The sequence below is a fragment of the Commensalibacter papalotli (ex Servin-Garciduenas et al. 2014) genome, from assembly GCF_000527695.1.
Classification (GTDB): domain Bacteria; phylum Pseudomonadota; class Alphaproteobacteria; order Acetobacterales; family Acetobacteraceae; genus Commensalibacter; species Commensalibacter papalotli.
On sequence record NZ_ATSX01000001.1, the window covers coordinates 676,438 to 692,115 of the forward strand.

At 36.7% G+C, this 15,678-nt stretch carries 13 protein-coding genes; 12 read left to right on the forward strand and 1 reads right to left on the reverse strand.

What is annotated here, in order from left to right; translation table 11 throughout:
* Positions 1-211: 211 nt before the first annotated feature.
* The 12 genes from COMX_RS03040 (at position 212) to COMX_RS03095 (ending at position 14,163) form a co-directional block, all read left to right on the forward strand.
* Positions 212-1,207 carry a lytic murein transglycosylase gene (locus COMX_RS03040; RefSeq protein WP_034336825.1) on the forward strand — a complete coding sequence of 332 codons (996 nt, stop codon included), beginning with the start codon at positions 212-214 and terminating at the stop codon, positions 1,205-1,207.
* Positions 1,208-1,283: 76 nt separating this feature from the next.
* The gene (locus COMX_RS03045) at positions 1,284-2,177 is read left to right on the forward strand and encodes a septal ring lytic transglycosylase RlpA family protein (RefSeq protein ID WP_161631842.1); all 894 of its coding nucleotides are present in this window, start codon (positions 1,284-1,286) and stop codon (positions 2,175-2,177) included.
* A 13-nt stretch (positions 2,178-2,190) separates the two neighbouring features.
* Positions 2,191-3,426: a D-alanyl-D-alanine carboxypeptidase family protein gene (locus tag COMX_RS03050; protein WP_084051501.1), complete on the forward strand. Its 1,236-nt coding sequence runs from the start codon at positions 2,191-2,193 to the stop codon at positions 3,424-3,426.
* Between the two features lie 76 nt (positions 3,427-3,502).
* Positions 3,503-4,141, forward strand: a complete 639-nt coding sequence (gene tmk, locus COMX_RS03055) for a dTMP kinase (RefSeq protein ID WP_034336832.1) — start codon at positions 3,503-3,505, stop codon at positions 4,139-4,141.
* Positions 4,138-5,091: a DNA polymerase III subunit delta' gene (locus COMX_RS03060; RefSeq protein ID WP_034336835.1), complete on the forward strand. Its 954-nt coding sequence runs from the start codon at positions 4,138-4,140 to the stop codon at positions 5,089-5,091. Before tmk ends, COMX_RS03060 begins: the two co-directional genes overlap by 4 nt.
* Positions 5,088-6,623, forward strand: a complete 1,536-nt coding sequence (metG, locus tag COMX_RS03065) for a methionine--tRNA ligase (protein ID WP_034336837.1) — start codon at positions 5,088-5,090, stop codon at positions 6,621-6,623. The genes COMX_RS03060 and metG overlap by 4 nt, the downstream gene beginning before the upstream one ends.
* Positions 6,624-6,628: 5 nt before the next feature.
* Positions 6,629-7,417, forward strand: a complete 789-nt coding sequence (locus tag COMX_RS03070) for a TatD family hydrolase (protein WP_034336840.1) — start codon at positions 6,629-6,631, stop codon at positions 7,415-7,417.
* A 2-nt stretch (positions 7,418-7,419) separates the two neighbouring features.
* Positions 7,420-8,211, forward strand: coding sequence for an MBL fold metallo-hydrolase (locus tag COMX_RS03075; RefSeq protein ID WP_034336843.1), 792 nt, complete (start codon positions 7,420-7,422; stop codon positions 8,209-8,211).
* Positions 8,212-8,663: 452 nt separating this feature from the next.
* Positions 8,664-10,868 carry a DNA topoisomerase IV subunit A gene (gene parC / locus COMX_RS03080; RefSeq protein ID WP_034336846.1) on the forward strand — a complete coding sequence of 735 codons (2,205 nt, stop codon included), beginning with the start codon at positions 8,664-8,666 and terminating at the stop codon, positions 10,866-10,868.
* 102 nt (positions 10,869-10,970) lie between these two features.
* Positions 10,971-11,813, forward strand: a complete 843-nt coding sequence (locus COMX_RS03085) for an SDR family NAD(P)-dependent oxidoreductase (protein ID WP_084051502.1) — start codon at positions 10,971-10,973, stop codon at positions 11,811-11,813.
* Positions 11,800-13,314: an AMP-binding protein gene (locus COMX_RS03090; protein WP_034336849.1), complete on the forward strand. Its 1,515-nt coding sequence runs from the start codon at positions 11,800-11,802 to the stop codon at positions 13,312-13,314. Before COMX_RS03085 ends, COMX_RS03090 begins: the two co-directional genes overlap by 14 nt.
* Before the next feature lie 123 nt (positions 13,315-13,437).
* Entirely contained in the window at positions 13,438-14,163 is a 726-nt protein-coding gene (locus tag COMX_RS03095; RefSeq protein ID WP_034336852.1) for a pirin family protein, read from the forward strand.
* Between the two features lie 522 nt (positions 14,164-14,685).
* Here COMX_RS03095 and hemB read toward each other — a convergent pair.
* Positions 14,686-15,678, reverse strand: a complete 993-nt coding sequence (gene hemB / locus COMX_RS03100) for a porphobilinogen synthase (RefSeq protein WP_034336854.1) — start codon at positions 15,676-15,678, stop codon at positions 14,686-14,688.

Genomic DNA, 15,678 nt, shown 5'->3' on the forward strand with positions numbered 1-15,678 from the left:
TCTGATATCCATAAAAATCACTGATATAAGTTCATATATTTATCTTAGTTTCTTTTAGATAAAAAAGAAATGTTTCATAAGGGGTGGTGAAGTATTAATTTTTTAATATTTATGGAATATATTATCTGTTTTCTTGCCTTGCTATGAATGAAGGATATGATTAATGTGATATTGATCGTTATTTAAAAATATCAAAGTGTAAGGGTGAAGCATGATAGAGCGTCGTAAATTTTTAATTGGTGCAGGAACAGCTGTTACAACCTCTGTAATATTGTCTGATTCATTATTAACCAAAGCGATTGCTCAGAGTACAGCGGGATATCAAGCTTTTTTAAAACAAATTCAACAACAAGCTGTGCAACAAGGTTTTGATGCATCTATTATGAAACGTGCTTTGGATTGGTCTGTTCCAAATGCCAAAGTTATTCAATTGGATCGTAAGCAACCTGAGTTTACGATGACTTGGGCTCAGTATTATGAAAAAGTCATTTCTCCAACCAAAATAAGTCAAGGCAAGGCATCTTATCAATCTTTACAAAACACCTTATCTCAAATTTGGAAACAGTATCGTGTTGACCCAAGAATAGTTCTGGGGATTTGGGGAATTGAATCTGCGTATGGAAAACATACAGGGAAATTTAACGTAATAGATTCCCTTGCGACTCTTGCTTATGAAGGCCGTAGAGCAAAATTCTTTAAATCAGAGTTGATGAAAGCTTTAAAGATTTTGGATAGTCGTGATATTGCTCCAGAAAAAATGTTAGGCAGTTATGCTGGGGCTATGGGACAACCTCAATTTATGCCCAGTGCATATTTACAATATGCGGTGGATTTTTCAGGAACAGGACAGCGCAATATTTGGACAAATGTGCCTGATGTATTGGCATCTATTGCAAATTATTTGGCAAAATGTGGATGGAAAGCATCTGAACCTTGGGGACAAGAAATCACTATTGACGGTAATTTATCTCAAGGACAAATTGGTCGTAAAAATATAAAAACATTAGCACAATGGCAAGCTTTGGGGGTTAGGCGCAGAGATGGTTCTAAATTCTCAACAAATTCTGTTCAAGGTGCTGTAATTAGACCAGATGGAGAAGGTGGGCAGGCCTTTATGGTTTATCACAATTTTAATGTGATACGCCGTTACAACCCCTCTGATTATTACGCTCTGGCTGTTGGATTGCTTGGGGATGCAGTTGGATAATAATTAAAGTTGTTTTTTCATAAAGAGAAGCGTAAAGCTTAGTCTAATTTTATCTTTTTGAATGGCTGTATATGCTGTGAACTATTCGGTAATTAAAATATCTGGTTTTTTATGTGCTGCTTTTTTGTTATCTTCATGCAACAAAAATGTTGATGATGCAGCTTTAAAAACCGCAAAGCTTCATTATGAGGTTGGACAACCTTATCAATTAGGTAATCGTTGGATTTACCCAGAGGAAAATTTTGCTTATAAAGGGACAGGCATTGCGGTTGTTTCTTCTAAAAGCGGAAAACAAATTACTGCAGATGGAGAAATCTATGATGCGCAGTCTATGACAGGTGCTCATCAAACCTTACAACTTCCTGCAATTGTCCAAGTGCGAAATATGGATAATGGTAGAGAAATTACTATTCGGTTAAATGATCGTCCAGCTTCTACAACAGATCGGATATTGGAGTTAACTCCAAAAGCGGCAAGTTTGCTTGGTTTAGTAAAAGGTTCTGTGGCTAAAGTTGAAATTATCGAAGATGAGAAACGAAGCCAAGATCTTGCATTTAAATTACCTAATGGTCCTCAGACACAGATGCAAGTCAGTACAGCGCCTTTGGAAACCATCAAAGTTGAGAGTTTAGATGGAACTCAACCTTTGAAATCGGATACACGTCATCTTGAACAACCTCAAGAGAACAATGTGCAAGCATTAACGCCATTAGAAGAATTGCCCGCACAATATCGTCAAGGGGCTGCAACAAATGGTCAGCTTTGGATTGATGGTGGTTCGTTTACATCAAGTGTTTATGCTAATCGTTTAGCCGCAAGAATGGGTGGTCGTTTGGTAAATACCTATACTGGGGGACGTCGTGTTATCAGGGTTCGCTCTGGACCGTATAGCAGTGTAGAACAAGCAGATCAAAATTTGGATTCTTTATTAAAATCTGGCATAAAAGGTGCCAAAATCATCGTTGAATAGGGATAGAATAAGCGTGCAAACTCGTAGATCATTATTAACTGGTGCTAGTGGCCTTGCGTTTTCTTTGGCTGTAATCAATTCCTCTCCTGCTGAGGCAAAAACCACCCAACGTAAAAAGAAAACTGCTGCTAGTATTGCAGCTCAGCCTGCAATTTCAAATGGCCCTCCTGCTAATACACCGATAGGCCCTTTTGATACCAGTGCGCAATACGCATTTATTATGGATTATAATACTGGTACTGTTTTGTTGGACAAGCAAGCAGATCAGCCAATGCATCCATCTTCATTAACAAAGATAATGACATGTTACGTTGTGTTTGCAATGTTGAGTACTGGTCGTATAAAACTGGATCAACTCTTACCTGTCAGCGAGAAAGCATGGAGAATGCAAGGCTCAAAGATGTTTGTCCCACTCAATGCACAAGTATCTGTGCAGGATCTTATTCAAGGGGTGATTATTCAATCAGGGAATGATGCTTGTATCGTTTTGGCTGAAGGAATAGCTGGATCAGAACAACAATTTGTTGCTATTATGAATGATTGGGCACCAAAATTAGGTCTTAAAAATACGCGTTTTATGAATTGCACAGGCTGGCCTGATGATAATCATTTAATGTCTGCACATGATATTGCGTTAATAGCCTATCATTTAATACACGATTATCCTCAATATTATCATTTTTTTTCTGAAAAAGAATTTACTTATAATAAAATCACTCAAGGTAATCGTAATGTCTTGGTCGATAAAGGGTTGGCTGACGGTTTAAAAACCGGCCATACCTCTGCAGGCGGATATGGATTATGCGCCAGCTCTGAACGCAATGGTCGTCGTATTATATTGGTTGCTAATGGAATGTCATCTATGAATGAACGTGCACATGAATGTGAACGTTTATTACAGTGGGGTTTTAATCAGTTTGAAAATGTAAAATTGTTCAACAAAGGCGAAGTCATTGAAACCGCACCTGTGTGGATGGGAACATCTCCAACAGTGTCATTAGTTGCGGGTGAAGATTTGTTAATGACCCTTCCTGTTGGTTGGCGTAATAAAATGAAGATTTCTTTAGATTATAACGTACCTATTGCAGCCCCTATTACCAAAGGACAAGTTGTGCAAGCATCATTATCAGTTGAAAATGGTGGGCAGGCTATCCAAATTCCTGTTATTGCAGGAGAATCTGTGCCAAAGTCAGGTCTAATTTCTCGAACGTTTAAAAATATAGGCTATCATTTCGGAAAGAAACCATAATTCTTTCATTAATGGAAGGTAAGATATTATTTCTATCTTCCATTTTATAAGATTAATAGGAAAGTATTATACGGTTATGACAGGATATATGATTACTTTCGAAGGTGGAGAAGGGGCTGGCAAATCGACACAAGCCCAACGATTATATGAAGCATTTGAAAGAGAAGGCCGAAAAGTTTTATTGACCAGAGAACCTGGTGGTACAAAGGGGGCGGAAGCTATTCGAGAGCTTTTACTGTTCGGGGGGTATTCATTTTCTTTACGTTCTGAAATTATGGCGCATTTTACAGCGCGTTGCGATCATGTTGATCAAATTATCAAGCCTGCTTTGAGCCAAGGTTATGTTGTTATATGTGATCGATATATCGATTCAACAAAGGCATATCAAGGCTATGGATTAGGTAATGGCGATAAAGATTTAATTCGATATATTAGCAATCTTTCCAATCTTATTGCATTGCAGCCTGACCTTACTTTGATTTTCGAAGCTCCTTATGATATTATGAGGGAACGGTGCCGTGCCCGTCAAGGTAGAGTAGATCGATATGAGCAACTTGATGAGAATTTCCATTATCGTGTTTTAAATGGATTTAAACAAATTATGATGGATAATTCTGATCGATGCGTTAGAATCGATGCTCACAGAGATATGGAAGCGATTCATCGAGATGTTTATGATATTGTGTCTCAGAAACTATTCGAATTAAAGCAATGAAACCCAGAGAAAATGATCATTTATGGGGGCATAAAAAAGAGTATGCTTATTTTCAGCAAGCGATTGCGCAAAATAAGTTGCATCATGCTTGGTTAATTAATGGTGAAGAAGGGATCGGAAAGGCAACTTTTGTTTATCATTTAGTTCGATTGATTTTAGGAAATAGTCCAGCAGCAATTAGCCGGATCAAAGCAGGAAGCCATGCTGATTTATTAGTCGTTGCTCGTCGCTTAGATGAAAAAAAAAACCGATTACGTTCTGAAATTCTTATAGATGATATTAAAGCCGTTGGAGAATTCTTACGCCTGACTCCAGCAGAGGGTGGGTGGCGCATTGTTGTTATTGAAGATGCAGATTTAATGAATCGTAATGCGGCAAATAGCTTATTAAAATTGTTAGAGGAGCCACCCAAAGGCGCTTTATTATTTCTGATTACGACACACCCTAACCGTTTGCTACCGACAATTTTAAGTCGTTGCCGTAAGATGAGTTTGCGCGGATTATCAACAGAAGAAATGGAACAAGGATTATCTATATTAGCCCCTCAATTATCCGAAATAGATAAAAATAAAGTTATTCAACTTGCGGAGGGCTCTTTAGGAAAAGCGTTACAACTTTTGGAAAGTGGGCATTTAAATATAAAAGATATTGTTGAAAATCTTTTAAACCACTCATTTAAAAGTAAAGATATGTATCAACAAGCTGATTTAATCTTACAAAAAGAAAATGGCTTTACACTTTTTTTAAATTTATTAACCGATGCGATCGCTTTACGCATCCGACAAGCTGTGCAAACGCAAAAAAACGAATTTGGACATCCTATGCGACCTATTTCGCAATGGATAGAAATATGGCAAACACTTTTAAAGTGGCATAAAGAAGCCGAATCTTTTAATCTGGATAAGAAACAGACCCTTATTTCTGAATTTAACCTTGTAAGTGAACTATGAAACCTCATTATATGATTACTACCCCGATTTACTATGTGAATGGGGCTCCGCACGTTGGTCATGCTTATACGTCTATAGCTGCTGATGTTTTGGCTCGTTTTAAACGTCTAGACGGTTATGATGTGTTTTTTTTAACGGGTACAGATGAACATGGACAAAAGGTAGAACAAGCAGCGCAGGATAAAGGTCAATCAGCACAGAATTTTGCAACGATGGTGTCTGCACAATTTCGAAATATGGCTGACCAACTCAATGTTTCTTATGATGATTTTATCCGCACGACAGAAGAGCGTCATATCAAAAGCTGTCAAGCGCTATGGCAAAAAATAGCAGACGCAGGTCATATTTATCTTGGTGCTTATGAGGGGTGGTATTCTTTACGTGATGAATGTTATTATGGCGAAGATGAACTTACAACGACACAAGAAGGAAAAAAAATTGCTCCGACAGGGGCCGAAGTAAAATGGTTAAAAGAGCCTTCTTACTTTTTTAAACTGTCTGCATGGCAAGATAAATTATTAGAATTTTATGAACAAAATCCTAAATTTATAGGACCAGAAAGTCGTCGTAATGAGCTGTTAAGCTTTATTAAATCTGGATTACGGGATTTATCTGTTAGCCGTACGAGCTTTAAATGGGGCATACCTGTTCCAGGTGATGATGACCATGTTATGTATGTTTGGTTTGATGCTTTAACGAACTATATTTCGGCTTTAGGTTATCCAAATATAAAAAGTTCTGATCTGTGGCGGTTTTGGCCTGCTGATTTGCATTTGGTCGGTAAAGAAATCTCTCGTTTCCATGCACTTTATTGGCCAGCCTTTTTAATGGCTGCTGGTTTAGAGGTTCCAAAACGTATTTATTCTCATGGTTGGTGGACAGTCGAAGGTGAGAAAATGAGTAAATCGGTTGGGAATGTTATTGAGCCCTTGAAACTGGTGCAAGAATTTGGTTTAGATCCTGTTCGTTTTTTCTTGTTACGTGAAGTGCCTTTTGGTGGCGATGGAGATTACAGCCGACAATCATTAATCAATCGTATGAATAACGAATTAGCAAATGATTTGGGTAATCTGGCACAAAGGACGCTTTCTCAAGTCATGCGAAACTGCGAGGGAAAACTCCCTGAAATTGGTCAACGTCATCAAGATGACGAGACTTTATTATCAAAAGCGATATTGTTACCGACCTTATTGCGTGAACAAATGGACCGTCAAGCATTGCATGAATCTTTGGAAACCATTTGGAAAATTATTCGTGCTTCAAATGCCTATATAGATCATCAAGCACCTTGGACATTAAAAAAGACTGATCCCCAAAGAATGACTGTTGTATTACGGGTTCTGGTTGATACATTGCGGATCATTGCAACCTGTTTACAGCCATTTATACCTGGGGCAATGGATAAGTTATTGACCCAATTGGGTGTTTCTGAATCTGAACGCCAGTTATCAGATCTTGAAACGGTTATTCCTGCTGGACGTGAACTTCCTGCACCTTCTGGTATTTTCCCACGTTTTGTAGAGGCTGAATAATTCTTATGCGTTTAGTTGATTCCCATTGCCACCTTGATTTTTTTTCAGATGAAGAAATTGCAACTCTGTTAGATCATGCAGAGGAGGCAAAATTAGGAGAGGTGGTAACTATTGGAACACGCATATCCAAAGCTGATGTGCAAAAGCGTATTACAAGTTTTGCTAGGCCTGATTTAAAATTATGGTGTACTGTTGGAACGCATCCTGAGTATGTCAAAGATGAAGTTTTTGCTACTGCTGATGAAATTGCAGCCTCAACAGATCACCCGCAAGTTATTGGTATTGGTGAAACTGGGCTTGATTATTTTTATGGTGAACCAAGTATATTTATCAAGCAGCAAGAATTTTTCAGAGCACATATACAAGCAGCACAAAAAACGCAATTACCCGTTTGTATTCATGCTCGTGAAGCTGATGATGATATTGCCAGAATTTTACAAGAAGAAACTAAGAATAATGGCAGTTTTCCATTTCTGATTCATTGTTTCACGTCTAGCCTTGCTTTGGCCCAAACAGCAATAGAGCTGGGGGGATATATCAGTATTTCTGGAATTGCGACGTTCAAGAAAGCTCAAGAATTACGAGATATAATCGTTCAACTGCCAATAGATCGTTTATTAGTTGAAACAGATTCACCTTATTTAGCGCCTGTTCCATATAGAGGAAAACGTAATGAGCCTGCTTTTGTTGCGCATACGGCAAAATATGTTGCAGAATTAGTAGGTATGTCCGAGCCCGATTTTGTCGATCAAACAACCACTAATTTTCATCATTTATTTACGAAAGCAAAATAAGAATGAAAGTAACCTTTTTAGGGTGCAGCGGTTCAGGTGGTGTGCCAATGGTTGGTGGGGAAGATGGTAAAGGAGACTGGGGGGCTTGCGATCCTTTGGAAACGAAAAATCGTCGCACTCGTTCTTCGATAGTGATTGACACAAATCTTGGTAAGCGGATTATTATTGATACAGGTCCTGATATTCGAGAACAGTTATTACGTGAACAAATCAGTAAGTTAGATGCGGTTATTTATACACATGCGCACGCGGATCATATTGCGGGATTGGATGAGTTACGTTCAATCAACCGTATGATTGGCAAACCTATCTCAATTTATGCGACCTCTGAAACATTGCAAGAACTTGAAAATCGCTTTGCTTATGCATTTAAACCTTGGACAACAGCCCCGCATTTTTTTCGTCCAGCTTTAGATGTAAATATTGTTGAATATGGTGATGTGTTCATCGTGGCAGAGGAAAAGATTCAGACATTCGAACAATGTCATGGTTTTGGGAAAACACTTGGAATCCGTTGTGGCTCTGTAGCGTATTGTACAGATGTAATGGATATCTATCAAGATGGTATTGATATTTTAGATGGGGTTGAAACGTGGATTGTTGGATGTTTTCAACGAGAGCCTCATCCCGCTCATGCGTGGGTAGATAAAGTTTTAGAATGGCGTGAAAAAATTAACCCAGAACGGACGATTTTAACCCATATGGGGCCTGATATGGATTGGACATGGCTTAGAAATAACCTTCCTCAAGGGGTTGATGTTGCATATGATGGATTAAAGATTGTTTCTTCTTAATGGGTTTGTGTATTCAATAATGAATTATTAAACATATTTATTTTTTGGAGTAAAATTGTATCTTCAAGAAAAAAACATGAGCTTGAAATATAAAAATTAGAGGAAGCAGTCGAAGAAATATAATTTTTACTTTGATATTTTTATATGCTCTCTAAACAAATTAGATAAAATAAACTTGTCAGTTTTGTGGAAAAATAAATATTATCGATAATATTAATTCTAATTAATTTTACATATAAATTCATGATTGATAAGACCATCCAAAAAGGTTATTTGTTCAAACTTATCTTTCATTTTAATCCTTGTCGAATATATTGCAGATTGTTTGTATGATTACTCACTATTAAAAATATCAAATTTATAATAAACACATAACTACTTGAAAAACTTTATGGTTAACATTTTAACTATAAAGAAACTATTTTTATCATTTAAGAATAAGAGCTTGGGTAATGACGATTGAAAACGAAGGCTTGATTAAAGAAACCCCATTGGCAACGGCATTAAGCGAACGCTATTTGGCTTATGCGTTATCAACGATTATGTCTAGGTCTTTACCAGATGTAAGGGATGGATTAAAGCCTGTTCATCGTCGTTTAGTTTTCGCGATGCGGCAACTAAAGTTGGATCCAAAATCGGGATTTAAAAAATGTGCTCGTATTGTTGGGGATGTTATTGGTAAATATCATCCTCATGGAGATGCTTCTGTTTATGAAGCATTGGTGCGTTTGGCTCAAGAATTTGCTGTCAGATATCCTTTGGTCGAAGGGCAAGGAAATTTTGGCTCTATTGACGGTGATAACGCAGCTGCAATGCGTTATACTGAATCTCGGATGACGATGATTGCTCAGGCATTGCTTGAAGGGATTGATGAAAACGCTGTTGATTTCCGTGATACCTATGATGGTGAAGAAGAAGAGCCGATTGTACTCCCTGGGGCATTTCCTAATTTATTAGCCAATGGTTCCAGCGGAATAGCTGTAGGAATGGCAACCAATATTCCCCCCCATAACGCAGGTGAGCTTTACGCTGCTGCAATGCATTTAATTAAAAAGCCTGATGCTTCAACCAAAGACTTATTGCAATTTGTGCAAGGTCCTGACTTCCCTACAGGTGGAATAATTGTAGAAAATCAGGATATTATTCTTCAGACCTATGAAGTTGGGCGAGGATCACTGCGCCTTAGAGCGCGTTGGGAGGTTGAGCAAGGGCGTTTTGGAACATGGCAAGTGGTTGTTACTGAAATCCCTTATCAAGTTCAAAAATCTAAATTAATTGAGCAAATTGCTTCGTTAATGGAGCAAAAAAAACTGAATTTACTGGCTGATATTCGCGATGAAAGCACGGATGAAGTGAGGTTGGTAATTGAACCCAAAAATCGCACGATTGAACCAGAAGTATTAATGGAATCATTATTTAAAGCGACAGCTTTAGAAGGACGTTTTTCTTATAATATGAACGTTCTAGATTCCAAGGCTGTTCCCAAAGTAATGGGTTTAAAAGATATTTTACGTGCTTGGCTGGATCATCGATACATTGTGTTAGTACGTCGTAGCCAGCATCGCCTTAGCGCATTAGAACGTCGTTTAGAGATATTACAAGGATTATTAGCGGTTTACCTTAATTTAGATGAGGTAATTCGTATCATTCGTGAAGAAGACGAAGTCAAGACCGTTTTGATGCAGACTTTTAAACTGACTGATTTACAATCTGAATCGATATTAAATATGCGTTTACGCAGTTTGCGTCGTTTAGAGGAAGATGCCATTCGTCATGAATATGATCAGCTTTCAGCTGAAAGAGAAGCACTGAATATTCTGTTAAATGATGAATCTTTATGTTGGAAGAAAATTTCACAAGAGTTAAAAGAAGGTAATAAGCAATTTGGAACGGGTCCCTTGGGACAACGTCGTACTTTAATATCTGGAGCCCCCAAGGCAGTTGATGTGGTTGAGGTATTAGAAGAAGTTGAAAGAGAACCATTAACGGTAATTTTATCCCAAAAAGGATGGATTAAGGCGTTAAAAGGGCATGGTCTTGATTTATCCTTACAAAAGTTTAAAGAAGGGGATCAGTTACAAATGTCTTTGGAATGTCAAAGTAACGATCGCCTGTGTGTCTTTGGCAGTGATGGTAAAAGTTTCAATATTAAAGTTTCTGATTTGCCCAGAGGTCGTGGGGATGGGCAACCCATTCGGTTATTAGTAGATTTGTCCAACGATGCAACGATTTTAGCTCTGTTTGTTTTAGAAGATAACGGCAAATATTTATTAGTGTCTGATGGTGGGCGTGGATTTGTTACCGAGGGAAATAATCTCTCTACGGATCGTAAAATTGGTAAGCAAATTTTAAATCTTAAAGATGATGAAAAAGCAATTTATTGTTTGTATATAAAGGGGGATTATGTTGCAATTGCCAATACGATAGGTAAATTTCTTATTTTCCCACTGGATCAAATTCCAGAGTTAAAGAAAGGTGCTGGCGTTATTTTACAAAAACTTGGTAAAGGTAAACCAAAAATTGTAACAATTTTCTCTGCTGAAGAAGGATTAACAATTTCAGAGAAAAGCCGTAAACGGAATTTCGAAGATTTAAAAGATTTTGTTGGTAATCGTGCAGGTGTTGGTAAAAAATCACCAAATTGGTTAAGAGGATAATCTTTCTAATAAATCAAGTATAGAAAATAAGATATATTTTGTTTTGTATGCTTGATTCTAATTATGTAGCTTTGAATTATTTTCTTTACGGATATAAATAAGTTGATAGGCATAATAGAGAGCATTTTATTTCCACGGGTTAAAATAAACAAAGCCTTACTAGCTGATAAGCTACAAAAGAAAACCATTGTTATTACGGGTGGGAGTTTCGGAATTGGAGAACAGCTTTGTTGCCAATTGTCTGAGATTGACTGTCATCTTATTCTCGTGGCAAGGACAAAAGAAAAGCTCCAACAGATTCAGCAAGAATTACAGAATAAACCTGCAACAATTCATCTGTTTTCTGCTGATTTATCCGATGAATTACAACTTGACCAATTTATACTTTATTTGCAGAAATACACTGTTGATATTGTGATTAATAATGCAGGAAAATCTATTTGTCGTTCTACGATGAAATCATTAGATCGTTTTCATGATTTTCAACGAACAATGCAGCTAAATTATTTTGCACCAGTCAAGTTATGTTTTGCTTTAATACCGCAACTAATTAACAATAAAGGGCATTTTATTAATGTTTCTGCGGTAAATGTATTATTGGCTCCTACTGCTTATTGGGCAGCATATCAAGCCTCTAAAGCTGCTTTTGATCAATGGTTGCGTTGTGCCGAGGCAGAGTTGTTAATAAAGGGCGTAACTGTTTCTACTGCTTATTTACCATTGGTAAAAACGCGGATGATAGAGCCAACGCAGGCATATCAGTATGCCCCGACAATGTCTCGAGAACAGGCTGCTGATCATATTTGTCAGCTCATAATTGATCAAAAAGCATCTTATAAACCTTGGTGGACGTTATCAGGTCAGCTCTTGTCCATTCTTTTTGCAAGATCATGGGTAAAATTAATGCAATCTTATTTAAAGAATAAAAGTAATGGAAGGGATTAAAGCACTTTATCAAATCAAATTGCTGACGTTGAAAGGCATCTGGTATTTGATTAAAAGCATTCCAACTGTTGGTATGAATTTAATGGCGCTTCTTTATATTGCGCAGAAATTATTTCCCGATAGAATAGCTTTTCAAGATGACACTACGCATATTAGTTATCACGATTTATATTTAAAATCTCAGCATTTGGCGGATCAATTTTACTGTCATTATACTATTCAAAAACACCAAAAAATAGCAATCATTGCTTATAATCATTTACATTTAATTCACAGTTTATTCGCTTTATCTGTATTAGGAGCGGATATTTATTTATTAAACGCAGAAATATCGTCTGCACAATTTCAACGTTTACATGAAAAGCATCAGTTTCAGTGGGTTATACATGATTTTGAAATAGAATATGTTCCTTTAGAAAAAAGCATTTTTATGGATCATGACACTTTAATATCGATTAAGTCTTTATTAAAAGAAAAAATCTATCCTTCGAATACTCAAAGAAAAAGAACACATTTTTCAAAGATCATTGTATTGACCAGCGGTTCTACGGGAGCGTTTAAAAGTGCTGAACGATCTTCTAAAGTGGGTAATTTTTTAGTTCCTTTTTATCAGTTGCTCACCCAATTAAATTTATATCGTTATCGAACTATTTATATTGCAACGCCTATTTATCATGGATTTGGCATGGCAACATTATGTATGACGGTCATATTAGGCGCAACGGGTTATTTAAAAAAGAAATTTATAGTCCATGAAGCTTGTGATTTAATTGAAAAACATCAAATACAAGTCGTGACTTTGGTTCCTTTAATGTTGAACAGAATGCTGAGGCATGATGATCGTAAGCTACGTTCTTTGCAATGTATTATCACTGGTGGTGCAGCCATTGCAGAATCTTTGGTTACCGAAACGTTGAGGATATTGGGAAACATTTTATTTAATTTATACGGCACGTCAGAGGCAGGGGTTTGTATGATTGCTAGGCCGACTGATTTGTTGCAATTTCCAAAAACAATAGGCAAACCAATTCCTGGATTAAAAGCTAAGATTGTAAAGGATGGACAAGTTATCAGGGATGGTGCAGGCGAGCTTTATATACAATGTGCTTGGTCAATACAAAGAACAACATGGATAGTAACGGGAGATTTGGTTTCTAAGGATATAAATGGGTATTATTATTTACAGGGGCGTGTAGATGACATGATTGTTTCGGGTGGCGAAAATGTATATCCGTTTAGCTTAGAACAAACTTTGCTGGCATATCCTTTTATTATAAAGGCTGTTGTTCTAGTCGTTCCTGATATTGAATTTGGTCAAAGATTGATTGCTTTTGTTGTGTTGGAAACAGATAAAAATTTATCTAAAGAAGCATTATATATTTGCTTAAAAACAAAGGTTGCTCGTTATCAAATGCCTAAAAAGATAATTATTATCAGCGAGATTCCGATAACTGTCATTGGTAAGCCTGATAAGAGAAAACTATTACAGCTATTGTCATAAGCCGTTTTATGGAATGATTATGTATGAATAGGTTTAAACAGTTTTAACCAGATATTCTCTTATATTCGGTCACTTCGTATGGTTATATATAGTGTATTATATCAATAACATTATGGAAATATGATGATTGAACAAAGACTATCTCACGAGCGTGGTTCGGCTGACCATGGTTGGTTAAAAGCAAGGTTTAGCTTTTCTTTTGCGCATTATTGGGATCCAGAGCAAATTGGATTTTCTGATCTTTTGGTGATTAATGATGATCAAATAGCAGCATCCAAGGGTTTTGGAACACATCCTCATAAAAATATGGAAATATTTACTTATATCCTAGAGGGTGCCTTGGAACATAAAGACTCAATGGGCAATGGATCGGTTATCAAAGCAGGTGATATCCAATTAATGAGTGCAGGGTCTGGAATAACACATAGCGAGTTTAATCCATCAAACTCTCATAAAACGCATTCTTTACAGATTTGGGTGATGCCTAATACAGAAAATACTCAGCCTAACTATCAACAGCATTCTTTATCGCCAGAAGAGAAAAGGGGGAAACTAAAGTTGATTATATCACCTGATGGTGAGGAAAACTCTCTTTATATACGTCAAGATATCAGGATATACTCAGGTTTATTTGATGCTAGAGAACAAGCAATATTTACCATTCCAGAAAACCGTTATGTTTATCTTCATGTCGCAAAAGGTAGCTTAATAGTCAATGATTTAGTTTTTAATGCAGGTGATGGGGCTCGTATCCGTCATGAGCGGCAGTTGACTTTTAGTCACGGTGATAATGCTGAAACCTTATTGTTTGATATGCGTCCTGTTGAAAGCAATTATCCTTATGCATAAGATAAATAGGATTTATTGAATAAAAACTAATCAGTTTTAAATTGATATCCAGCTTGATATTTCTCTAAGAAATCAATCATGATATCTGCAAATTCTATCGCTGTAATAGGTTGTTTATCCTTTTTATTGTATATTGGTTTTTTAATAATAGGACGTTTAAGAACAAATAAGATAATGTTCTAAACCTGTCTGTATTTAAATTTAAAGATCAAAAAAATAAAAAAGGATAGAAGAGATATCAATAAAGGATTCCAATTATCATCAATATATTTTTTTACCGAAAGTAATTTCTAAAATATTCAATTGATAAATCAATAACGTCCGCACTATGAATAATTAAAAAATCTGCTCCAATATCATAAAATTCATATCTACCTTTATTAATAACTATATCTGGTGAGAATTCTTTGGAAGAAATACGATCTTCAGCGCAAATAATATATTTTTTTTACGAAGTAACTCTTTTGTTTCTATATCTTGTCCTATGATGCACCTTTAATTGTAAAGGTGCATCTGATCACATTATTCCTTTAATAATCTTGCTGCTTCTAATGCAAAATAAGTCATAATGGCGTTTGCACCTGCGCGTTTAAAGCATAGTAAAGTTTCTAAAATAGCGCCTTCTCTTTGTAAGAAACCGTTTTGAATGGCCCCCATTAACATGGCATATTCACCAGATACTTGGTAGCTAACGATTGGAATATCGAATTTATCACGCACAGAGCGAATAATGTCCAAATAGGGCATTCCAGGTTTAATAATAATGGAATCAGCCCCTTCTTTAATATCCAATTCAACTTCTGCCAATGCTTCCCCACGATTGGCTGGATCCATTTGATACGTTTTTTTGTCGCCTTTTAATAAGCCACCAGATTCCAAAGCATCCCTAAAAGGTCCATAATAAACGCTGGCATATTTTGCTGCATAAGACATAAGTTGTGTGTCGATAAATCCTGCTTGATCCAAAGCTTGACGAATAGAGCCAATACGACCATCCATCATATCAGATGGTGCAATAATATCGATACCAGCATGGGCTTGATTAACAGATTGTTTGATTAAGACTTCTACGGTTTCATCATTGACGACATATCCGTTTTTTACAATGCCATCATGTCCGTGGCTGGTATATGGATCTAAAGCAACGTCACCAATTAAAAGCATTTCAGGAAATTGCTTTTTTAATTCTTTTGCAGCAGAGCACATTAAATTGTTTGGGTTATAAGATTCTGAACCCGTTGGATCACGTTTTTCTTTGGACGTAACAGGAAATAATGCCAGTGCAGGAATATTTAATTTTGCAGCAGGTTCAATATATGCCCCCAGACGATCGACAGAGACGCGTTTTACGCCTGGCATTGAAGCAACTTCTGTTTCTATATTTTGTCCTTCGACGATAAAAATAGGCCAGATTAAATCATCGATGCTGAGTTTGTTTTCTGCAACCAGTCGACGCGTTGTTTGATTTAAACGATTACGACGCATGCGTGTTAATGGAAAATTACCAATCATCAT